This window comes from Winogradskyella forsetii (assembly GCF_013394595.1).
Lineage (GTDB): Bacteria > Bacteroidota > Bacteroidia > Flavobacteriales > Flavobacteriaceae > Winogradskyella > Winogradskyella forsetii.
The window spans coordinates 1,386,607-1,407,234 of sequence record NZ_CP053348.1; the positions used below are offsets into that span (position 1 = coordinate 1,386,607).

Below are 20,628 nucleotides of genomic sequence, written 5' to 3' on the forward strand. Positions count from 1 at the left end.
TTTGAGTATACAAAAAAAATTAATCATGACATTAAATAGTATAGGTTTAGATACCGAAAAAACACAGGAATTAGCTGATGAATTAAATCAGTTATTAGCAAATTTTCAATTGTATTATCAAAACTTAAGAGGTATTCATTGGAATATAAAAGGACGTGGTTTTTTTGACCTTCACGTAAAATTTGAAGAATTATATACAGACGCTAATTTAAAAGTGGATGAAATAGCAGAACGGATTTTAACATTGGGCGCAACACCTTTGCACACTTTTGAAGATTATACGAAAGCGGCAAAAGTGCCTGTTGGAAAGAATATTTCTAAAGATGAAAAAGCCGTTCAACTGATTGTCGATTCACTTTCAGAATTATTAAAAATAGAACGTGGTATTTTGGAAACGTCCGATAAGGCGAATGATGAAGGTACCAACGCCATGATGAGCGATTTTATTACCGAACAGGAAAAAACGGTTTGGATGATGAAAGCTTGGTTGGGCGAGACCGTTTAAAAAAAGATCTAAGATCGCTTTGCTGTTAGAGTTTAGAAAATAGACTTCATTAGTTAATCGTTGAGACATATCGGTTTAATAAGTAGTAAAGTTGTGCGCGTCTTAAGTGTACACTACTTATTAAAAAAAGCGAACTTTATTTATTGGTCGATAATAGATTCAATTACTATATAATTTATGGTTGTAGATTATATAAAGAAAAACCTTCAGATAATTCTGAAGGTTTTTTTGATTGATTTTTTGATTGATGTCGTTTTTCTAGAAACGAATATTTAATTCTACATTTTTGTCTTCAACTTTAAATTTTGCCTCGTCATATTGTGGTGGCCCAAAAGACATAGAGTTATTAGACATGCCGTAAGACTCTAATGGCATTCCATTGTCGCTAAAGTCCATTTTGTTATTTTCATTAACATCATGGTAAGCGATTATGGCATATTCACCCGGTTCAACATTTTCAAAAGTAATGGTAACTTTTCCGTCTTTAATTGCAGATTGTGCACTCATAATCGGCTTGCCTTTCATAAATGTGTCTGCCGTGTTTAAAGCCATTTTAACGGTTCCTTTGTCGTTGTTTACATTATCGATCGTGACTGTTATCGTTTTTTGGCTATCTTGGGAAAAGCTAACTAATGTTGTGAAAATTAGAGCGAAAGTTAATAGTAAATTCTTCATAATAATTGATTTTAATGGTTAGTTTATATACTGTTCTTTTATGTTGATGGTTCAAATATCTGACTAATGCTATGGTTTTTATAATGGTAATTACTGAATTGTAATTTTATACGGATGAGTTGTGTTTTAAGTTAGAAGCGGGAAGCAGGAAGCTTGAAGCAGGAAGCAGGAAGTGGGAAGCGGGAAGATATATTTTAGAGATTGGAGCTTTTTGGTTTAGGTTTAGAGATGAAAAACTCATGTTTGAAGGGCAAAGGGGAACTGAAAACTATTTAAAGCAATCCCCTCGCCTTAATTTCCAAATATTTATTAATAGTATTGATGGTCAAGTTTTCAGGTGCTGTTAGAATGGATTGAATGCCGTGTTTTTGAAGTTCGTTTACAATCAATTTTTTTTCATACATGAATTTTTCGGCGATGGTTTTCTGAAAAATATCAAAGGTATTATCGGCTTCAACTTGTATTAGTTTTTGTAATTCGGTATTTTCAAAAAAGATAACTACCAAAAGGTGATTTTTAGCAATGGCCTTTAAATAAGGTAACTGACGATGTAAGGCGTCTAAAGTTTCAAAGTTGGTATAGAGTAAAAGCAGACCACGTTGCGTAAGACTTCGTTTCACATCAATATACAATCTCGAAAAATCTGATTCTGAAAAATCAGTGTTGACATTATATAAGGTTTCTAGAATTTTATTCATTTGCGATGGTCGTCTTTCGGCAACCACTTTGTTTTCAACCTTACGGGAAAAGGTAAACATTCCGGCTTTATCTTGTTTTTTTAGTGCCACATTACTGATGACCAAAGTTGCGTTTATCGCATAATCCAAAAGGCTTAGTCCATCAAAAGGCATTTTCATGGCTCTACCTTTGTCAATGACCGAGTAAATGGGTTGTGAGCGTTCGTCTTGAAACTGGTTGACCATTAATTGGTTGCGCTTGGCAGTTGCTTTCCAGTTGATGTTCCTTATATCGTCGCCATTAACATAGTCCTTAATTTGCTCAAATTCCATGGTATGCCCAATGCGGCGAATTTTCTTTAAACCATATTCAAATAGTTTATTGGAAAATGCCAAGAGCATATACTTTCGTAATTGTAAGAACGACGGATAATTCGGTACCATCGCATCTTTCGCAAACTGAAAACGTCTCATAACCAGACCGATTGGTGAATTGACATAAATATTAAGACTGCCAAAATAATATTCGCCTCGCTCTAATGGTCTTAATGTATAGGTGATTTTCTTTTGATTGTGTTTTTTAAGTTGTGTGTTAATTTCAAAATCGCGCTTTTGATATTGAAATGGCATTTCGTCTATTAATTGTAAATCGGCTGTAAAATTATAGTTATTCTGAAGTGAAATTTCAATCGGATTATCATCGCCATTACTTAATTTTTCAGGCAGAATTCTTGATGCTAGAATTCCTTTTTGTTTGAATAATAGAATTAAATCCACAACTACTAAACCAATGGCGATGAAAAACAGAATAGTTACAATGCTCAATAAGCCTGGATAAATATAGGCGAGAATGAACAGTGCTACCAAAATCATGGCAACAACAAAAAACCGAAAGGTTAAATAGGTATGTTTAAAAAAGCGTTTCACTATCTAGGAATCTCGATGGTTTCAAGGATTTGGTCCACAACCTTATCAACGGTAAAGGCTTCCATTTCACGTTCTGGAGTTAATACTAATCGGTGTTTTAGTACAGCTTTTGTACAACGTTTAATATCATCTGGTGTTACAAAATCTCTTCCATTTATGGCAGCATTCGCTTTGGCAGCATTTAAAATGGCAATAGAAGCTCTCGGCGAAGCTCCTAAATACAAGGTGGCATTGGTTCTTGTATTATGAACTATGGACGCGATGTAATTGAGGAGGTTATCTTCCACAACAATTTGTTTGATGAGGTTTTGATAGTTTTTAATCGATTCTGCAGAAAGTACCGCTTTTATACTGTTAAAATCCATTTGGTCTTGGCGCGAATGATTATCGACCAAAATTTGAACTTCATCTTCTAACGAAGGATAATCCACTTCAATCTTAAACAAAAAACGATCTAATTGGGCTTCTGGCAATCGATAGGTGCCTTCTTGCTCAATTGGATTTTGGGTTGCAAAAACTAAAAATGGCAATTCCATATCGTAACGGGTACCATCCATAGTGATTTGGCGTTCCGCCATGACTTCGAATAAAGCCGCTTGCGTTTTTGCAGGTGCTCTGTTAATCTCATCAATGAGTACAATGTTAGAAAAAATGGGCCCTTTTTTATATTCGAATTCACTGTTTTTTACATTAAAAATGGACGTTCCCAAAATATCACTAGGCATTAAATCTGGTGTGAATTGGATACGGCTAAAATCCACGGCCATTGTTCTGGCTAGCATTTTCGCCGTCACGGTTTTTGCAACACCAGGAACACCTTCAATAAGTGAATGGCCATTAGTTAAAATAGAAATGATTAAAAGCTCGATCATTTCATTTTGACCAACGATGAATTTTGCAATTTCGCGCTTAATGTCTTCAACGCTATTTTGTAGCGGTTGCAGATCAATTCGGCTTTGGAAACCTTCTGAAACGGGTTCGGTTATACCTTCTTGAATACCGTTTGGAGGATTTGTGTCGTTCACCACTCTTTCCTCGTTGTTATTTGTATCATCGTGGTGTTCTGATGATGGCGTATTTTCATTTTCCATAATACCTTATGTTCGTTTAAAATGTTCTATTTTTTTATTCAATTCTATGAGCTCTTGCTCGTTGTGCTGTGTTTTCGACTTTAAAAAGACTATGTAATCCACTAAAGCTTTGGTGTCTTCCTTTGAGTTGCTCGATTTGGCCGAGAGTTTATCGATAAAACCAGAATTAAACTGATTGGTTTCCAAATAATAATGGCTTCTTACAAACTCTAAAAAGTATTGAATTTTCTTTTCAATTATATTAGTGAAATCGCCATGTTGATAATATAGTTCTCCAATAGTTTGGGTAAAATCAACGGTTGCATTTTCGAGTTTGTTGATGACGGGAATAATGCGTTGTTTGCGTTTTCCCCTAAAAATAACAAAGAGCATTAAACCAAACATGCTAATGTAAAATGCCCATTTTAATGCCGTATTAGTCAAAATGAAACGCAATGGACTTGTAATGATCTTTCGTCCGCTTTTATAATTATTATCCCAAATAATTTGCTGCTTTGGCATGTACGATAACACGGTGGCCGCATAATCTTCTTTGTCGTCCAATAGATGGTAATTGGTAAAAGCAAAGGGATTGGTATGAAGAATGAATTGCCCATTGTTTTCACCAAGGTCAATTTTAATGAGGTTGGGATGGGTTTCGTCTAACTCATCTTCATTTTTAGTGGTTATGGTTCCTAAAACTGTAGTTCTTAAGGTATCAATGGATTCAAAAAAACTGTTTTCAATGACATCTTTATAAATTCTGTTATTGGCTTGTAAGCTTGGACTTGTAAATTTAGTATCAGCTTCTTTTCGGTATATATTGGTATATTGTCGCTGTACACTTACATTTAAAGTATCTAATACATTGCCATAAAAATAGGTGCTGCTGATAAAAACGGTATTGCCATCTTCAACAAATTTCAATAGTGTTTCGGACTCTTCTTTATCGAAACTAATCTGGTCATTAATAAAAATCACGGATTTAGGTTCTGAAAACGATTCATCTTTAAGATATTCATAAATAGATTTTTCAGCGACCAGAACGTCGCCTTCAGAAAATGTTTCCAATTCATTAAAAAGCACATAACAGCCCAAAGGAATTTTATCCATTGCAGAATAGGAATTTCGCCAGTTTAAGGCTTTTGGTTTGGTAACTTCGGCGATCATCATAAAAACAATCACAGCACCGATAATATAGAGCGCAATTTTAGAACGCTTATCCATGTTGGTTTGTTTTTATGAGTTGATTAAAATCGACTTCATTTTTGTTATAGCGCGCTTCGTCTATTGGAAATTCACCATACCAAACATAATCGTAGATATAAGATACACGCTTAAATAAAGTTTTGAGTTGACCGTCCTTTATTTCATTTAAATAATCTGTATTTGTCTTTTCGTAATGCCATTCAATAAGTTGCTTGTTGGCAAGGGATTTTAGTGATTTGAGATAGAGGTAGCGCGTTGCTAATCTGTAGTTGCTGTTTTTTAAGGCTTTTGAAATCAGTTTATCAAAATCTATTTGTTCTATGTTTTCTTCCACATAACTAAATCCCTCAATAGCTGCGGTTTCAGTTTTAAAAACGGAGCTCACAGGGTTTTCCAACAGAAATTTAATCAAAAGGTATAAAACGATAATTCCTAATAATCCATAGACGATATATTCCAAGGTTTGGTAATCCACAAAATCGATATCGAAACCAAAAATATCGCCCAACCAGTTAAAGAATTTTCTGAGAATGCGTTGCATGAGGTTGATACCTCCAGTGTCATTTATAGAATAATTGAAATCATCGCCAGTGTAATTGTCTTTAAAATTATCTTTAAAATAAGTGACATCGAGATTAGACGAGTCTTTTTTGACAATAGCATCTTGAGCCCAAATTAAAGTGGAACCGAAAGCCGTCATTAAAAACGTGTTGATATGTTTGAGCTGAAACTTACTCATTAACACCAATTTGGTCAATTTTCTTTTGCAGAAATAGATTGTATTTCATTTCATTGAGATTGTAGTATAGAATTCCATAGGATATCTGCGATAAGGCTTGTGCATAAATAAACGACAATAAAAATGCAGCAAAACCAAGTGTAAATACAATAGTTGCAAAAGTGCTAGTGGCTATATCGACATTGCTTTCAACAGAGAAATAAACATAGATACCAATAATAACACTGGGAATTGAAATGATTAAAAGGGTAATCATGGTGTTTAGGATGCCAATGACCAATCCATATAATACGACACGCCAAAAATTTGACATGGTGAAGCTGAACCCTTCGGAAAGTGCATCTCCAATACTTTTTCGGGTTGAAAAAATAGCCATGAAAGTTAATCCAAAAATGGCGTTTAGGGTAAAGTTTAAACCATATTGAGCTAACATACCCAGTAATGGAATAAAGGCTAAAATCATTGAAATGACTACATAAGCAATGATCATCAATCCGCCAATGAGGATAAAAACGACAATGGTTCCGAGGTTGTTTAAGATACTTTTCCAAATGCGTTTGGATTCTATGTCTCCTTCATGTTTAACATAATCGGCCACATAGGCGCTAGAAAAGCTATAGTTGATCAATGCCGTTACAAAGATGATTAAAATAAGAATAACTGCACCAGCAATAAAATAGCCGTCCGTGGCGATATTAGAGCCCATCCCAAATCGGAAATCTTGACTCGCCAAGCCCATAAAACCTGTAACTAAAAGGTATGAGCATATCAGCGTGAGCACAATACTAGCAGCATTGTATCTGAGATAAAGATTGGTGTAGGCTTTAAAATTGTGCTTCAGGAATAAAAAGTAGGTATTTATAATATCGCCAAACGTACTTCTTGTTCTTAATTCAATATACTTTTCGTTCACGTTAATAGGGATTTGGGATGCGTTTGTGATGTGGCTTCGAGCGGTTTTATATGGCTTGCTTTATTCAGCGCAATCGGATAAATGATATAGTAATAAACAATTAAAAATAAAGATAAAAAGATGATGCCATAGGCTAAAAACCAAGGCATTTGCTCGCCATAACGGGTTATAAATCCTTCGATGAATCCGGCAACAATAAAGAATGGAATAGTGCTCACCACAATTTTTAATCCGTCTTTTGCACCTTTCATAAATGCGACACGTCTGGAATAGGTTTTAGGAAACAAAAAGCTATTTCCCATTACCAAACCAGCACAGCCAGCGATAACTATAACTGAAATTTCAATCGTTCCATGTAGCCAAACCGTTGAGGTTTTTTCCAAAATACCGTAATTATAAAAGAAAGTAATAAATGCGCCTAACATAATGCCATTACTAAAAAGTACATAAATAGTTCCAACGCTAAAAATCGCGCCACAGGCGAAAGCGATAATCGCAACTCTAATATTATTTATGGTAATTCCTAAGAACGTTCCAACTTGACTACCGCTTTTATAAACAGCCATGGGTTCGCCTTTTTCAATATTTTCTAAAGTCATATTGACATAACCATCGCCTAAAATTAAGCGAATAAACGAGTCGTCATTCAAGGTAGAAACAGCACCAATAGTTACTGCTGCCATAAAAATTAGAAAGGCGTAGAGCAAGGTTTTATGATATTGATAAAAAAATAGAGGAAACTCTTCAAGCCAGAACGACACAATTTTATTTTTTGACTCTTTTTTGGTAATATAAATCTTTTGGTGTGCTTGTGAAGCCAACGAATTTAAGTACAGCAAAGTCTTGCTCCCAGGATAATAGGTTTGAGCATAAGACAGATCGTTGGTAAGTTGAATATAGTAAGAAGCTAAGTCATCAGGTTTTATTTTCGCATTATTCTCTAATGCGTTTTCAAAACCAATCCATTTTTCCTTATTTTGCTTCACGAAAGACGCTTCGCGCATAAATTGTTATAAATTAGAAACGAATATACATTTCAATGGGCAAATTAGCAATTAACACGGCACAAAATGTCAACTTAGATTATAAGTTAATTGGTTTGGGTGAACGAATGGTCGCCTTCTTAATAGATGGAATTATTTTGATCACCTATATGACCATCATTGAAAACCTTGTTTCGGTTTCTGAAATATTTGATGCAGATAGCTGGACAAGACGTGGTTTTTTGGGCTTGTTGACCTTACCAGCACTATTTTATTCGGTCATTTGCCATATTCTTTTTGGAGGACAGACCATCGGAAAAATGATATTAAAAATAAAAGTGGTAAGCATAGATGGTTCGCCAACACAATGGTATAATTTCTTTGTGCGTTGGATGCTCAGGATTGTTGATTTGTGGATTTTTTCGCCATCAATAGGAGTTTTAAGTATTTTGTTATCGGATAAAAAACAACGTGTTGGCGATGCTGCTGCGGGAACTGTAGTTATAAGTGTTAAGAAAAAGCACAAAATCACTAGTACTATTCTCGAAGATTTAAACGACGATTATGAACCTATTTTTAATAATGTCACCCAGTTAACCGACAAAGATGTAAGAATTATTAAAGAGGCGTTTATCATTTCGAAAAAGAATAATGATTTTAAAACCTTAACCATTTTAAAAAATAAGATTTGCGATACGTTGCAGATTGAATCGAAGCTGTATGATGTTCAGTTTATAGACACCATTCTTAAGGATTATAATTATTATACTCAAAATATGTAAGCAGAGAGCAGCTTTTTCTCTTTCAGAAAAAGTTAGCGAATCGCTTATGCTGAGCGAAGCCGAAGTATCTAAGAGAGCAGCTTTTTCTCTTTCAGAAAAAGTTAGCGAATCGCTTATGCTGAGCGAAGCCGAAGTATCTAAGAGAACCACTTTTTCTATTTCTGAAAAAGTGTGATTAGCCTGTCCTGAGCGGAGTCGAAGGACTTATACTGAGCATTACCGAGAAACAAAATGTATTTTGTTACGAAAGTACCAAACAACGTTTGCCGAAGTAGCTCAAAGAACCAAATTCCTGGGAATGCAGGAATTCCAAGTATCGAATGGATTCCTCATCAAGTGCGGAATGACAAAAAAATAACACTATTATTCAAGAATGTTTTTTCAAATCATAGACATATTAGGAACCATAGCTTTCGCCATTTCAGGGGCATTAGTTGCCATGAACAAGCGTATGGATCCCTTCGGAGTGCTCATAATTGCTTTTGTAACTGCCGTTGGTGGTGGCACCTTGCGTGATGTTATGATTGGCGTTGAACCCGTGTCATGGATGCGGAACATGACCTTTGTTTACGTTATTATGGGTTCTGCTGTGTTTGCGGTTGTTTTTAGAAAGCGTATTAGTTACCTTCGGAAATCCCTGTTTTTATTCGATACCATTGGTATTTCGCTATATACAGTGGTTGGCATCGAAACCGGACTTATTGCAGGTCTGCATCCTTTAGTCTGTATTGCATTAGGTACCATGACGGCTTGTTTCGGTGGTGTCTTAAGAGATATATTGTGTAATGAAATTCCTGTGATTTTCAGGAAGGAGATTTATGCCACGGCTTGTATTTTGGGAGGTCTTACTTATTTTTTACTGTCCCAGTTCTTTGAGGATAGAAATTTTCTGTTTGTTATTGTTGCAATCGTGGTTATTACGATACGTTTAGTTGCCGTTCGCTTTAAAATTAGTTTACCTAGTTTGTATCGGAAGGAGTAATGAAGGATCAGGAATTTGATACGATAAATTAGTCTGAATTTATTTCAATAAGCGTTCTGTTTTCTTTTGTTGGACTTCATAATTTAGAAGTGCATTTTCATGCCTTCATGAGTCGCTTTAAGCCCTAAATCTTCATAAAATTGAATAGCTTTTGGTCTTTTTTTGTCGGTTGTTAATTGCAGTAAATGTGCTTTTCGTTCTTTGGCTCTATTTATGGCCCACTCAAACATTGTTTTCCCAATGCCAAGTCCTCTTTTGTCTTTTCTGATTCTTACCGCTTCAATTTGTGCTCTAATTCCACCTCTATAGGTGAGGTATTGAATAAAGGATAATTGAAGTGTACCAATAATTTCAGCATTTTCGTTTTCTACAACTATGAGTTCTTGGTTGTCGTCTGCGTTGATATTTTCAAAGGCTTTTAGATATTCTTCTGGTAATGGAGTTTTGAAATTTTCCCTTTGTTGGCCGAGTTCATCATCGGCAATCATTGCTACAATGGCTGAGATATCGTTTTTTGTTGCTTTTCTGAAGGTCATGGTTGGTTCTGAATGAAAATTAGTTTGCTTTAATGTAAGGTCCTTAAATCTGGTTACAGATTATTGATTGTCTAGAAACTTCACGACTTATAATTTCTCTACTACTAGTAATGGAATATAATGAATTTTAAACCGTCGATACCGAAAATCAGGATGTTCAAAATCAGGAATAGCATAATTGTTCCAATCAATCAAATATTTCTTTTTTCTCAAGGTTCTAATTTAGATTACGGTTTTTGGACATTTTTGAAAAAAGTTCATAGGTTGTGTTGAAAAACGTTTTTTTTTTTTATATGGATGCTTCAATGGTGTGCTAATATGTTTATGCACGACTAACAATAAATCATTATATAACCCTCTAAATTTTTTAAAATAAATAAGTTACTTTTCCCATTTAATTTAAGGGTGAAGTTCAACTTTAACACGATTTTCAATTGGAGAAACCAAAGAGCCAAATTGATTAAAAATGGCAACATCGGCAGCATCACGACCAAAGCCAAGAACAACATAACCTCCTGGAGAGCCTACTTGAGTGGCATCAAAAGTATACCAACGGTTACCAATATAGGCCTCAAACCAAGCATGCATATCCATTGGTTCCAAATTGTGTAAATAACCAACTACAATACGTGCTGGGATGCTTAAACTACGGCAAAGTGCAATACCTAAATGGGCCAAATCCCTACATACACCAAACTGTCTATTGTTAACTTGAACGGCTGATAAGGGTTGATTATTACTGCCAGGCAGATACTCAATGTTGTTGTGCAACCAATTTGTAATTGCTGAAACTTGGTTGTAGCCCATTATTTGGCCTTTGGTAATAGCTGTACTCATTTCATTAAAAAGATCAGACTCGCAGTATCTACTTGGTAAAAGATAACTTAGTACGGCGTCTGGTAAATTCTGGATTTCAATAAATGGTTCGCCAAAGCCTTGATCTATAAAATTAGAGGTTACAACATCTGAAGACGTAGAAATTGAGAACATTCCAGGTTGGGCAATTAATCGTTGACACAGATTGCCATAATTGTCCGTGAATTCGAAAACCGGTGTACTTGGTGTAATTTTATATTCTTCTCTTTCTACCCATTGTTGGCTGCCACTACGTGGCCTTAACATAAAAATAAATGGGGTTGGCTCAAAAATCTCAAACTTTAAATCACAGCTCGTACGTAAGCGCATATATCATTTTTTTAAGACTATAATTATACAATAAAGACTGGGCCAATTCTAAATAAGTTAACTCGTAATTTGCTAACACAAATTTCGATTATTTTATATTAACAGCAGCTATTAACAGAAACTCTTAGTTACTATTTTTTAATTGCTAAAGTGTCGATTTTCGCTGTCGCATAATTTTTAATTTGGCCGACATGAAAAAAGCTTAAATAGTGTCTAACTTTTTTGGGTGCAGTTCAAAAATCACGAGTCCCGATAGCTATCGGGATTCGTAAGTAGGCTAGAACAGTAGCAATTAATTTTATACGGTGTTACCCAACTTTTTTTTAAATTGGATTATATTCAGTTATTTTAAAATTGTTAGAATTCAAATCCACATATTTGTAATGAACAATATCTTTTTTGTCAAATTCTCCGTCTTTATTTGTGTCCTCTATCGTTCTGAAGTAAAGTCTATTTTTTGACTCAATTATTTTCCAATCAATAAGTTCTTTATTGTTGTCAGTCAATTTTCTAAAGTCAGTTCCATTAATACTACTGATATACAATGTATTTACATCACTAAAGTCAAGTTTTCCATCTTGATTCGTGTCTTTGTCGGTTACTTCGTAAACTAATAACTGTTTTTTAGTATTATCGAATACTTTTCTCAAAAATGAAAGTGATTTTATTTTGATTATATTTTCGGTAAGAGATGATAGTTTTTCAGAATCTATATGCTGGAATTTAACATTGCTTAAATCCCCTGTTATTCTGTAACCTCCATAATTTGAAATCTTAAAATTGTTAGACCCATATCGAGAAGATTTGTAAATAATTTTTCCTCTATTGTCTTCTATTCTAAAATCTCCAATTGGATGAATTAAATAATCAGTACTATCTATTTGAATTGGTAAATCTGATATTTCAATAAATGTTGTGTCTTTTTTCAATTCAGGAATTTCATTTCCGTTATTTTCAGCGTGTACAATTTTTGGTTTATTTTCTTTTCCGCAAGAAGCGAAAAGCAAAATTGTAAGTCCTAAAATCAGCGTGTTTTTCATAATGTTTGTTGATTTGCTTTATTACTCAAACATAATTCTAATTTATTGATTTCAAAACTCTTAATAAGTGAAGTGTTGGTTTCAGTTAGGGAAACGTTCAATTTATACAGTTTTTCTCAAATGTTTGGGTAACGGCAGCCTGTCTCAAAACGTATTTTGTATCCTTGTGAATGCGGTATTTGGATTTTTTCAAAGATACTTGTCTGAATACGCTAGCCAAAATTATAGGTTTTGAGATAGTCTGATGTAAATATATAAGATAAGTTGCGTCGATTCAGCATTAAATTTATCAAATACAAATCGAATAGTAGATCCGAGCAGATTTTAGTAAGTGGGCATGTAATAGCAATTAATTTTATACGGTGTTATATGCAGTGTTTAATGATGAATTTCAGATACCATATTCAAATCTTTTAAGTATGTAGAATTCATTCTTAATTTATATTCATTTTCATCAAGTACACGATTGTTAGAACTACTGACAGTTTTAGTTTTTCTAATATGATTAACAAAATTTATTGTTTCATAGTGAATTTTCCCAAAATTATCCGATTTAATAGAATAGTATTTAATTAGCTTGAACTTATTAGCTCGTAATCGAAACGAATGTTCCTTAAGTTCATTTTCATAATCATGTTTTATCGTTAAAATGTAATTTCTGATTTTAATGTCTGAAAAACTTTTTTCTTTTTCCATTCCATTAGATCCTTGAAAGTATTCAGGCGTAATTGCTTTGTCCGTTGATATTGATAAAATCTTACCGACTTTTTTCTTACTCAGATAGATTTCTAATCTATAAGGTCTAAATTGATTTACTGTATCCTGTTTGATAGTAATTGAATCAAGTACTTTATCTTTATTTAGGTAACCAACTCTTGTCAAAACTAAGTGATTGAAGTTAGTCGCTTCTTGGGAAGTTAAATAATTTGTAAAAAGTAATAATATCAGAAAAATTATATTTTTAAAGAGTAAATTATTCATGTGTTTTGGGCTTTGTTCGTTAAGGCAAATAGTTTACAAAGTTAGAGTCACATACTTTACACTAGATTTTGACATAGCCTATTTGATACTTGTTTGTCTCTTATTTTATTTTCGTTAAAGTAACCTAAAAATAAGTCTCTATAAAACACTCTCCAAATTCTGAAGGAATTTTTGTAAAAAGCACTTGCCAAAGCAATTAATTATGCATGTTATTGGCAAATCGTGCTTTTATTTCGACTGATGCATTTTTTCTCGTTCTTCGTTTGCTATTATTTCTAATTCTTTATTCGTTGGGTCTTGCATTAGTTTTTTTTCAGCTTCAACATAATCTGGGAAATCTCGGTATTTAAGTGCCAAGAGGGTTTCATTTTTCGTAAATAGCAACAAAGTTCCGATTACTCCAATAATCAATATTCTAAACAGTAAATTTTTATAAAATTCAGATTTTGTTTTAGTAAACTTAAAAATTGAAATAACAATTATTGGAATTAAACATAAAAGGCCAATCATTAAATTAAAGCTTCCGTATGGCCATTGTAGAAATTTGAATAATATTCCGATAAGTACGAGTGATAGAGCAATTCCAGTTAAGATTATTCCCGTTTGTCTAAGTGAACTTGTTTTTTTTGTAGAGTCCTTTTTATTACTGTTCAATAGTTTAAAACTAAAAAAGAGGTAAATTAATGACAAAATAAATATAGAAAGTGTAATTAAAAGAGCGGAATAAGGGTAGTCGGTAATAAGTCTTAATATCATCAGGAATATTGCTCCAAAACCTAGTGTTTTTTCAATTTTGTTCATGTTGTGTGCGTTTGGGTATGTTTGCCAACGATTGGTATATGAAAAGTAGCAGATTAAATAGCACTTACTTTTCAATAAGCAAGATACTTAATTAAATAGAAAAGCGATTCAGGTAGGCACCTAAACCGCTATTTTTTGTCTACAATGCTAGCTGTAGTTTTTTTCCGAATGTTTAATCTTTATTTTTCAAGTTTTTGATTAGTCTACTGAAAATATAGATATGACTTATCATGTTCACAACGCCAATGGTAGTAAATGCCCACCACATTGTTCCTAAATCGTAATTATAGAATTCGATTTCAAAAACTTGCGGAAATGCTACAACTAGGTCAGTAAATCCAAAAATATTAAATATCCAAGTTAGTGATATGGCATATTTCCATTTATTTTTCAAAGCAAAAGCGGTAATTACTGCAAGTATTGCTGTACTATAATCCCAAATACCGACCGTAAACGCTAAATCATCTGGAAATTCATCATAAACTTGTGTGTCTACCATAAACACCATCCCTAAATACCGAAGTCCATGAATTAGTACCATTGGTACAAGTGCGTCATAAATTGAAAGTTTGCTGAGTTTTGGAAAGACAAACCATTTAAAGGCGAAGTAAAATGTGAGCAAACCTGCAATAGTTTGCATATTGAAAATTGTAAAATTGTCCATATCTATTTCTTTATCTTGTTTAATTATTAGTAGATAATTCAAATGCTTTTACAGCAAAAATAGCAGCTATGAAAACCACTACAGTTCTAACCCAATGCAGCAACATCCAAAGATTGAGTTTGCTTGTCGCTACTTCTGCCGAATATTCTGACTCCATGAAACCTAAATTAGTTGGTAAATGATACGCAGTTGTTATGGTACAAGCAATCACTAATCCTGCAAGTGCAATACTCCAATTTTTACGTACTTCTTTTTGCCCTTTGGTGTTTATCACTAAAGCTATTGTAGCCAATAATGCTGGCAATAAAATCCCCATGGTGGGCGGTAAGAGATTGGGAAATTGAAGTGTAAATTGCTTCATAAATTCCATTGGCTCTAAGCTTTGCCAAAAAGCGCCAAATCCAAAGCCGATAACAAGCATATTGCCTACGAAAGCAGCTATGCCGATAATTGAAATGTAAGGAAGATATTTTTTCATAATATTATTGTTTTGGAATCGGTTGTTTATTGAGTTGTTTAAAAATGAATTTTGGTGCTAATCTGCTCATTAATTTAAGTTGAGAAGACCTACCTGGCGTAATTTCTTCTTTTCCTTTTATATAATCTTTCCAAAAAATATCAGCTAATTTTTGAGGAAGAATAGGTTTAAAATCCGCCTCACTTACATCAATACCATCAAATATTTCTGTTTTTACCACAGGAGGCAAAAGTTCTACGACTTTTATATGATGCGGTTTTAGCTGTGGACGAATGGATTTTGTCCAAAAATGCAAAGCTGATTTTGTACCCGAATACACGGGTGCTTGTGCAAAAGGAACATAAGCCAAGCCGGAAGAAACATTGACTAAAACTGCATTGTTGCTTTTTTTAAGTAGTGGAAGAAAATAATGCAACATTCTGATAGGCGAATTAAAGTTGATTTCGATTTCTTGCATTTGTTTTTGCAAGTTGTTTTCTTCGTTTCCAGCATCTACCAAATTCATGACTCCTGCATTATTTACGAGAATATCTATACCATCAAATTTTTCTTCAATATCATCTACCAGCATTCTAACCTCTGCATCGTCTGTTACATCAATTTGGAAAATATGTATTTTAGGATTCTCGACTTTTACTTTTTCTAGTTTGGATAAATTGCGACCAATGATGATTACTGTATTGTCATTTTCCATAAATTTTTTGGCGAGGGCAAGTCCAATTCCAGAGCTTCCACCTGTGATTAGTACGTTTTGGTTATTGTATCTCATTTTACTTTTGTAATTTTGCTATTGAATTGAAAGCAAAAATAATAATTACTATTGAATTAATAGTAAAAAAGATACAAAATGTGAAAAATAAATTTAGGTCAAGTTGTCCAATGGCTTCTGCACTTGATATTATTGGCGATAAATGGTCGTTACTAATTATTCGGGATATGTTGCTTGGACACAAAAAAACATTTAAAGAAATTTCAGATTCAGAAGAAGCTATTGCGCCAAGTATTTTGTCGGCAAGATTAAAACTATTGGAATCTTTCGAATTGATTACAAAAAGGAAATTACCCGAAAACTTGAAAGAAAATATTTATTTATTGACTGAAAAGGGAATTGCTTTAGCTCCAATGCTCATAGAAATAATACTTTTTGCAGACAAAAATTTTCGTCAGTTCAATCCAAAAATGTTACCTATTTCAGATAAAGGATTTAATCTTGATAAGTCAATTGTTATTCAAAATATTCAGAATGGTTACCGTGAATTGGTTCAAAATACGATAAGTTAATTTAGTGTTCTGGTTTTACTTTTCATCATTTTGTCAATTCGTCTTTTATTTTCTTGTTGTAATAATGAAGGGTATAGGTTCATTAAAACATTAGGAATCATCATTATCAATCCGAATAATATTCCCACAACAATGCTTTTATAAATTGCAAAAATTGTCACAAAGATAAATCCGATTAAGTGACTTATTTCAGAGAAAGTCATTTCATTCCGAATTACGGTCAAGTCGGTATTTCTGTTTTCTAGTTTAATTTTCTGATTAAAAAATTTGAAAAAAGTATTTTTTACAATCCATTTAAAGTATTTGATTCCGATATTTTTATTCAGAGATTTACTTTTAATAAAATTCAGATATGATAGCTTTTTGTAGTATGCAGTTTTCATGAGAATACTGTTGATTATCATTCCGACTATCCAAGATATAAAGGACATTGAAATTCCGAATATAAATCCCAGTATAATGTGTTTCGGTATCATTTTTTTAATTGTAGCTAACTGTTTGTATATGTCTCGTAGCCTGCAAATTATAAAATTATTTTCGGATTAAGCACAAGCCTGATTTTTATCCCGATGCTTCGGGATACTATTTATTTTTTTTGGTAAATCGTCAAATTTAAAATTTGGCGACTTTTCAAAAATGCCCAAGTCTTTGTATTAGCAACGACTTGCGCTATTTTTCATATACAATGTTGTGCAACGTTTTTTATTTATCGGCTATTGTTTTGTAATCCCTCGTTCCATCTTCTAATGAACTCATCAGACCAAGCATCCCATCCTATTGTTGCCAATGTCCAGATAGTAATTCCAACTATTATTAAATTTAGTATTAAGCCGATAATTGCAATAATCTTTCCCTTTTTTATTTTCTTTATATTAGAATATGCACTAGGATTTTGTTCATATATTTTTTCAGATTTTCTGGCGAGTAGATATGAACTGAGCGCAAATAAAATAGTAATTCCTCCGAAACAAAATAATGTGCAACTCAATATTGCCAATACATATATTAATTTTCCATTTGGTAATTCTGTTTTCTCCATATTCGAATTTATAGTTTTAGTGTTTAAAATTAATTAGAATATTCAAATCTAAATATTTTTCATATTTTGCTTAAAGTTGCACAATGTTGTTGTGTATGGTTAGTGGCGTGGTTAAGCAACTAAATTAGTAAACAAATACGAACCCGATAAAATTCCGATGGAATTTTCCAAATAGGCACTTGCCAAAGCAATTAATTATACTTTGTTGGCAATAGTTATTTTTTTTCATAATAGACTTGATTCCCTTTAGAAACATTAAATTCTTTGCTCAATTCTAATTTAGGAAGTTTGAATATTTTATCATTAACTGAATGCTCTTTTATTTCTTTTAGTGTCATAGTAATTGTCATCATTCCATCCATCCTTTTCACGATTTTTAATGGCAAAGAATTCGATATTTTTAAATATTCCGACCACATATCGTACTTATGTTTACTGTATAATGCCGAGTCCATTTTTAAATGGTCTGAATTGAAAAAATACTCATAAGTTCCAGTTTCCCATTCAACAATTACTTTAGAGCATTTTATATTCAGGATAATTTCGTCTGTTTCTTCTACTGTAATTTTTGGGCTTTTTTCTTTTAGCTCTGTTTCTAAATCTATTTCAGCTTTAATTGCAGGAATTAATTCAGATTTTTTGTCTATTGTCAAAATTTCATTTCTGTCTGATAAATAAATAATTTTAATTTTTCCTTTATTCGGTTTGCTCAAATAGTTTCCATCTTTATAAGTAGTCAGAGTTTCCTCAAAGAATTGTCCACTTTCCATCATTTTCTCTTTAGTCATTCCTAACTGTTTTGAGAATTTTTCAGCAATCTCAATATCATTTTCATACACAAGTGTTCCCTCAAAATTTTGACCAAAACTTACAATAGGAATAAAAAATAAAAGAAGAAGTAGGTTTTTCATAATGTTGCTCTTAATTATTGCCAACGTGTTTGTTTATGATTTCGTTGCGTGTTTAAGTACTAAAGTTAGTAAATAATCACAGATAGAAAATTCCAGCGGAATTTTCGTAAGTAAGCTCTAACTAGCAATGAATTATACACGGTGTTGCCAACAGTTTTTTAATATTTATGATAATATTTTCTCATTATAATTTCATAATTTCTTTCAGCTCCAAGTTCCTTAGCTTTCAAAAAATCCTTATGAGCTAATTCTTTTTTTCCTTTTTTTAAATAAATAAATCCTCTTGTCAAATACGTTCCAGAAAAATCTGATTTTAATTCCTCTGTTTTATTTAGAAATGGCATTGCTTTTTTAAATAATGCAAATTTAAAATATGATAAACCGGTATTGTATTGAACTTTCCAATGGTTTGGATAGTGTTTTGATATTTTTCTAAAAATCATAAGGGCTTTTAAATGATTCTTATTTCTTAAATAACTGTATGCTAAATTCGCTTTTATAGCATTTTCTTGGTCAGTATCCTTTAATGCAATTTTAAAGTCTTTAATAGCCTCTTTATGACTTTCTAACGATGCATTCGCAAATCCTCTGATTATATGGATTTCAGTAAATGTTCCATTGTCCAATTTCAGAAACTCATTGCAAGTGTTCAGAGCGTCTTGAAACTTATGTGTGTAAAATTCGTTAATTGAAGAAATGAATAAACTAATTTTTAATTCATATTCATCTAAAGTGTCTTTATCTATTCCGTCTACTATTTTTTGGGATTTATAAAAATCTTTAGCTGATGAATAAATCATTGCTTTAAACAAATGCACAAATTGAATTTCCGAATTCCATTCGATAAATTCATTGCACTTTTCAATTGCAGAGTCAAAATCTCTAAATTCCCAAAATTCAACAGCCTTTTGAATTAGCTGATTCATAAAATCAGAGAAATTCTCTTTCATTGAAGCGTGCTCTAACGCATCAAAGGCTAATTTCATTATGTTAACATTTGCGAGCATTTCTCAAATTGTTGGCAACGCTCAGTGTATGGTTTGTTGCGTGATTAAGTTACTAATTTAGCAAACTTTTACGAGCCTGAGAAAATTCCGAAGGAATTTTACGGATAAGCACCTGGCAAGCAATGAACTATACACAATGTTGTATGCCGTGTTTTATTTTGGTTTGTTGTTCCGATTTGATTTATAAGTACAGCTTATCATTCCGACGTTGTTCGCAGAATCGCAGGACTTTTGGGAATATGAAACCAACTTCGCAAAAATTTTCAATCTTCATTTTCCGAACGGCTTGTCAGTCCGACGTTGTTGGGTTTCTTTTTTTTACGTTTTGCTTGACAGTCCTGTTTTATCTGTTTTCTGTTTATTTTTTCTTTTACGTACGAGAGTTCAGTCCGACGTTTTGTTTTTAAAGATCAGCTTTTTTCTTATAATTCCGAACTTGTTTTTTTTGATTTCGTAACTTTTATATACCGCTCGTAACTCTTTAACCACATGGCATACAACGGTCTTGGCCATGGTTTCGTTGCGGAATGGTTCGGCAGAACTATTCCGCCGTAAACCAAAGTTAGCAAATACGCAGGAATTGCCGAGAGGAAATTCCGCCGCAATGAACTATAGCCGTTGTTGTACGTAGGCTTTTATTGTTTCGTTCATTATTTCTTTTGGATATTTCCATTCCATCATTTGGTTCGGTGAGCTGTTTAATCTGCTATTTATTTTCCGGAAAGGCAAATTTTCAAAACTACCATAATCAATTTTCCATTGCTCAATGCTGAACATACAATTATTTAGAGACCCATTCGCACTTCGGTCATTGTTTGTTTCGCACAGTTTTATTTCGCCGATGAGTTCGCTCAAAGTTTTATAATCAATTTCAATTCCGTCGTTTTTAAGTTGAGAATTAAGTGTTTCTGTAAATATTCGAGTGATATTATTCAATTCAGATGATTTTATGTCCGACAGTATCAGCAAATATTTGGTCAGTTTGTTTACAATCAGCCAGCATTTTTTTCTGTCTACATAAAAAATTGTCGCAACCCATTCTCCCAAGATTTTGTTTTCGGTTTCACTTTTTTTTACAATCGATTTTTGAATTGTCTTTTCAAGTTTCCGAGTCGTATAAATTTGAGTGCAATTCATTCTGTATGCTGATTTTCTGAGTGTTTTTTTTAGCTTACGTACAACGTGTTTGTGTATGATTTCGTTGCGTGTTTCAGCAACTAAATTAGCAAATACAAACCAAATA

The 20,628-nt window shown here is 33.0% G+C and carries 25 protein-coding genes; 5 read left to right on the forward strand and 20 right to left on the reverse strand.

The features are described from left to right. Positions 1-25: 25 nt before the first annotated feature. On the forward strand, positions 26-505 hold the full coding sequence (locus tag HM987_RS06000; RefSeq protein WP_179006129.1) for a Dps family protein: 480 nt from the start codon (positions 26-28) through the stop codon (positions 503-505). Positions 506-763: 258 nt separating this feature from the next. Here HM987_RS06000 and HM987_RS06005 read toward each other — a convergent pair whose 3' ends face one another. From HM987_RS06005 to HM987_RS06035, 7 genes are all read right to left on the reverse strand, one after another. Continuing rightward, the gene (locus tag HM987_RS06005) at positions 764-1,180 is read right to left on the reverse strand and encodes a DUF2141 domain-containing protein (RefSeq protein ID WP_179006131.1); all 417 of its coding nucleotides are present in this window, start codon (positions 1,178-1,180) and stop codon (positions 764-766) included. Positions 1,181-1,452: 272 nt separating this feature from the next. Beyond that, positions 1,453-2,784 carry a DUF58 domain-containing protein gene (locus HM987_RS06010; RefSeq protein ID WP_229724622.1) on the reverse strand — a complete coding sequence of 444 codons (1,332 nt, stop codon included), beginning with the start codon at positions 2,782-2,784 and terminating at the stop codon, positions 1,453-1,455. Further along, positions 2,784-3,875 carry an AAA family ATPase gene (locus HM987_RS06015; RefSeq protein ID WP_179006133.1) on the reverse strand — a complete coding sequence of 364 codons (1,092 nt, stop codon included), beginning with the start codon at positions 3,873-3,875 and terminating at the stop codon, positions 2,784-2,786. Before HM987_RS06015 ends, HM987_RS06010 begins: the two co-directional genes overlap by 1 nt. Before the next feature lie 6 nt (positions 3,876-3,881). Further along, entirely contained in the window at positions 3,882-5,081 is a 1,200-nt protein-coding gene (locus HM987_RS06020) for a DUF4350 domain-containing protein (protein ID WP_179006135.1), read from the reverse strand. Further along, positions 5,074-5,802, reverse strand: a complete 729-nt coding sequence (locus tag HM987_RS06025) for a DUF4129 domain-containing protein (RefSeq protein ID WP_179006137.1) — start codon at positions 5,800-5,802, stop codon at positions 5,074-5,076. The genes HM987_RS06020 and HM987_RS06025 overlap by 8 nt, the downstream gene beginning before the upstream one ends. Continuing rightward, positions 5,795-6,715, reverse strand: coding sequence for a hypothetical protein (locus tag HM987_RS06030; protein WP_179006139.1), 921 nt, complete (start codon positions 6,713-6,715; stop codon positions 5,795-5,797). The genes HM987_RS06025 and HM987_RS06030 overlap by 8 nt, the downstream gene beginning before the upstream one ends. After that, positions 6,712-7,719: a stage II sporulation protein M gene (locus tag HM987_RS06035; protein WP_179006141.1), complete on the reverse strand. Its 1,008-nt coding sequence runs from the start codon at positions 7,717-7,719 to the stop codon at positions 6,712-6,714. Before HM987_RS06035 ends, HM987_RS06030 begins: the two co-directional genes overlap by 4 nt. Positions 7,720-7,754: 35 nt before the next feature. Between HM987_RS06035 and HM987_RS06040 the strand changes: the two genes are divergently transcribed. The 3 genes from HM987_RS06040 to HM987_RS06045 all read left to right on the forward strand — a co-directional run bounded on the left by HM987_RS06040 (position 7,755) and on the right by HM987_RS06045 (position 9,462). Then, positions 7,755-8,480 (forward strand): RDD family protein, encoded by a 726-nt coding sequence (locus tag HM987_RS06040; protein ID WP_179006143.1) that lies wholly within the window; start codon positions 7,755-7,757, stop codon positions 8,478-8,480. 46 nt (positions 8,481-8,526) lie between these two features. Beyond that, entirely contained in the window at positions 8,527-8,655 is a 129-nt protein-coding gene (locus tag HM987_RS19670) for a hypothetical protein (protein ID WP_262890257.1), read from the forward strand. Between the two features lie 198 nt (positions 8,656-8,853). After that, the gene (locus tag HM987_RS06045) at positions 8,854-9,462 is read left to right on the forward strand and encodes a trimeric intracellular cation channel family protein (protein ID WP_179006145.1); all 609 of its coding nucleotides are present in this window, start codon (positions 8,854-8,856) and stop codon (positions 9,460-9,462) included. A gap of 83 nt (positions 9,463-9,545) precedes the next feature. On the opposite strand, the gene HM987_RS06050 is transcribed toward HM987_RS06045, so the two are convergent. The 8 genes from HM987_RS06050 to HM987_RS06085 all read right to left on the reverse strand — a co-directional run bounded on the left by HM987_RS06050 (position 9,546) and on the right by HM987_RS06085 (position 15,916). Then, the gene (locus HM987_RS06050) at positions 9,546-9,998 is read right to left on the reverse strand and encodes a GNAT family N-acetyltransferase (RefSeq protein ID WP_179006146.1); all 453 of its coding nucleotides are present in this window, start codon (positions 9,996-9,998) and stop codon (positions 9,546-9,548) included. 399 nt (positions 9,999-10,397) lie between these two features. After that, entirely contained in the window at positions 10,398-11,183 is a 786-nt protein-coding gene (locus HM987_RS06055) for a transglutaminase domain-containing protein (protein WP_179006148.1), read from the reverse strand. Positions 11,184-11,506: 323 nt separating this feature from the next. Further along, on the reverse strand, positions 11,507-12,223 hold the full coding sequence (locus HM987_RS06060) for a hypothetical protein (protein WP_179006150.1): 717 nt from the start codon (positions 12,221-12,223) through the stop codon (positions 11,507-11,509). 378 nt (positions 12,224-12,601) lie between these two features. Further along, on the reverse strand, positions 12,602-13,204 hold the full coding sequence (locus HM987_RS06065) for a hypothetical protein (protein ID WP_179006152.1): 603 nt from the start codon (positions 13,202-13,204) through the stop codon (positions 12,602-12,604). A 228-nt stretch (positions 13,205-13,432) separates the two neighbouring features. After that, positions 13,433-14,005: a GldL-related protein gene (locus HM987_RS06070; RefSeq protein WP_179006153.1), complete on the reverse strand. Its 573-nt coding sequence runs from the start codon at positions 14,003-14,005 to the stop codon at positions 13,433-13,435. Between the two features lie 172 nt (positions 14,006-14,177). Further along, positions 14,178-14,669, reverse strand: a complete 492-nt coding sequence (locus tag HM987_RS06075) for a hypothetical protein (protein ID WP_179006155.1) — start codon at positions 14,667-14,669, stop codon at positions 14,178-14,180. A gap of 19 nt (positions 14,670-14,688) precedes the next feature. Then, positions 14,689-15,147: an anthrone oxygenase family protein gene (locus HM987_RS06080; RefSeq protein WP_179006157.1), complete on the reverse strand. Its 459-nt coding sequence runs from the start codon at positions 15,145-15,147 to the stop codon at positions 14,689-14,691. A 4-nt stretch (positions 15,148-15,151) separates the two neighbouring features. Continuing rightward, positions 15,152-15,916, reverse strand: coding sequence for an SDR family oxidoreductase (locus HM987_RS06085; protein ID WP_179006159.1), 765 nt, complete (start codon positions 15,914-15,916; stop codon positions 15,152-15,154). A 26-nt stretch (positions 15,917-15,942) separates the two neighbouring features. Here HM987_RS06085 and HM987_RS06090 point away from each other — a divergent pair, with 26 nt between their 5' ends. Then, entirely contained in the window at positions 15,943-16,428 is a 486-nt protein-coding gene (locus HM987_RS06090; RefSeq protein WP_229724623.1) for a winged helix-turn-helix transcriptional regulator, read from the forward strand. On the opposite strand, the gene HM987_RS19520 is transcribed toward HM987_RS06090, so the two are convergent. The 5 genes from HM987_RS19520 to HM987_RS06110 form a co-directional block, all read right to left on the reverse strand. Then, on the reverse strand, positions 16,425-16,904 hold the full coding sequence (locus HM987_RS19520) for a glycosyl-4,4'-diaponeurosporenoate acyltransferase CrtO family protein (RefSeq protein WP_306293660.1): 480 nt from the start codon (positions 16,902-16,904) through the stop codon (positions 16,425-16,427). The genes HM987_RS06090 and HM987_RS19520 overlap by 4 nt on opposite strands. A gap of 230 nt (positions 16,905-17,134) precedes the next feature. After that, positions 17,135-17,467, reverse strand: a complete 333-nt coding sequence (locus tag HM987_RS06095; RefSeq protein ID WP_179006161.1) for a CCC motif membrane protein — start codon at positions 17,465-17,467, stop codon at positions 17,135-17,137. A gap of 215 nt (positions 17,468-17,682) precedes the next feature. Next, entirely contained in the window at positions 17,683-18,378 is a 696-nt protein-coding gene (locus HM987_RS06100; protein WP_179006163.1) for a hypothetical protein, read from the reverse strand. Between the two features lie 158 nt (positions 18,379-18,536). After that, positions 18,537-19,364 carry a tetratricopeptide repeat protein gene (locus HM987_RS06105; protein WP_179006165.1) on the reverse strand — a complete coding sequence of 276 codons (828 nt, stop codon included), beginning with the start codon at positions 19,362-19,364 and terminating at the stop codon, positions 18,537-18,539. A 630-nt stretch (positions 19,365-19,994) separates the two neighbouring features. Beyond that, complete coding sequence (locus HM987_RS06110; protein ID WP_179006167.1) at positions 19,995-20,522, reverse strand: DUF6933 domain-containing protein; 528 nt, start codon at positions 20,520-20,522, stop codon at positions 19,995-19,997. Positions 20,523-20,628 lie beyond the last annotated feature (106 nt).

Bases quoted from the DNA above. Each gene is read 5' to 3' on its own strand.
- HM987_RS06035 (WP_179006141.1), bottom strand. From the start codon at position 7,719: ATGCGCGAAGCGTCTTTCGTGAAGCAAAATAAGGAAAAATGGATTGGT.
- HM987_RS06005 (WP_179006131.1), bottom strand. From the start codon at position 1,180: ATGAAGAATTTACTATTAACTTTCGCTCTAATTTTCACAACATTAGTT.
- HM987_RS06060 (WP_179006150.1), bottom strand. From the start codon at position 12,223: ATGAAAAACACGCTGATTTTAGGACTTACAATTTTGCTTTTCGCTTCT.
- HM987_RS06040 (WP_179006143.1), top strand. From the start codon at position 7,755: ATGGGCAAATTAGCAATTAACACGGCACAAAATGTCAACTTAGATTAT.
- HM987_RS06080 (WP_179006157.1), bottom strand. From the start codon at position 15,147: ATGAAAAAATATCTTCCTTACATTTCAATTATCGGCATAGCTGCTTTC.
- HM987_RS19670 (WP_262890257.1), top strand. From the start codon at position 8,527: ATGCTGAGCGAAGCCGAAGTATCTAAGAGAGCAGCTTTTTCTCTTTCA.
- HM987_RS06025 (WP_179006137.1), bottom strand. From the start codon at position 5,802: ATGAGTAAGTTTCAGCTCAAACATATCAACACGTTTTTAATGACGGCT.
- HM987_RS06075 (WP_179006155.1), bottom strand. From the start codon at position 14,669: ATGGACAATTTTACAATTTTCAATATGCAAACTATTGCAGGTTTGCTC.
- HM987_RS06000 (WP_179006129.1), top strand. From the start codon at position 26: ATGACATTAAATAGTATAGGTTTAGATACCGAAAAAACACAGGAATTA.
- HM987_RS06020 (WP_179006135.1), bottom strand. From the start codon at position 5,081: ATGGATAAGCGTTCTAAAATTGCGCTCTATATTATCGGTGCTGTGATT.
- HM987_RS06070 (WP_179006153.1), bottom strand. From the start codon at position 14,005: ATGAACAAAATTGAAAAAACACTAGGTTTTGGAGCAATATTCCTGATG.
- HM987_RS06100 (WP_179006163.1), bottom strand. From the start codon at position 18,378: ATGAAAAACCTACTTCTTCTTTTATTTTTTATTCCTATTGTAAGTTTT.
- HM987_RS06015 (WP_179006133.1), bottom strand. From the start codon at position 3,875: ATGGAAAATGAAAATACGCCATCATCAGAACACCACGATGATACAAAT.
- HM987_RS06065 (WP_179006152.1), bottom strand. From the start codon at position 13,204: ATGAATAATTTACTCTTTAAAAATATAATTTTTCTGATATTATTACTT.
- HM987_RS06050 (WP_179006146.1), bottom strand. From the start codon at position 9,998: ATGACCTTCAGAAAAGCAACAAAAAACGATATCTCAGCCATTGTAGCA.
- HM987_RS19520 (WP_306293660.1), bottom strand. From the start codon at position 16,904: ATGATACCGAAACACATTATACTGGGATTTATATTCGGAATTTCAATG.
- HM987_RS06085 (WP_179006159.1), bottom strand. From the start codon at position 15,916: ATGAGATACAATAACCAAAACGTACTAATCACAGGTGGAAGCTCTGGA.
- HM987_RS06105 (WP_179006165.1), bottom strand. From the start codon at position 19,364: ATGAAATTAGCCTTTGATGCGTTAGAGCACGCTTCAATGAAAGAGAAT.
- HM987_RS06055 (WP_179006148.1), bottom strand. From the start codon at position 11,183: ATGCGCTTACGTACGAGCTGTGATTTAAAGTTTGAGATTTTTGAGCCA.
- HM987_RS06045 (WP_179006145.1), top strand. From the start codon at position 8,854: ATGTTTTTTCAAATCATAGACATATTAGGAACCATAGCTTTCGCCATT.
- HM987_RS06095 (WP_179006161.1), bottom strand. From the start codon at position 17,467: ATGGAGAAAACAGAATTACCAAATGGAAAATTAATATATGTATTGGCA.
- HM987_RS06110 (WP_179006167.1), bottom strand. From the start codon at position 20,522: ATGAATTGCACTCAAATTTATACGACTCGGAAACTTGAAAAGACAATT.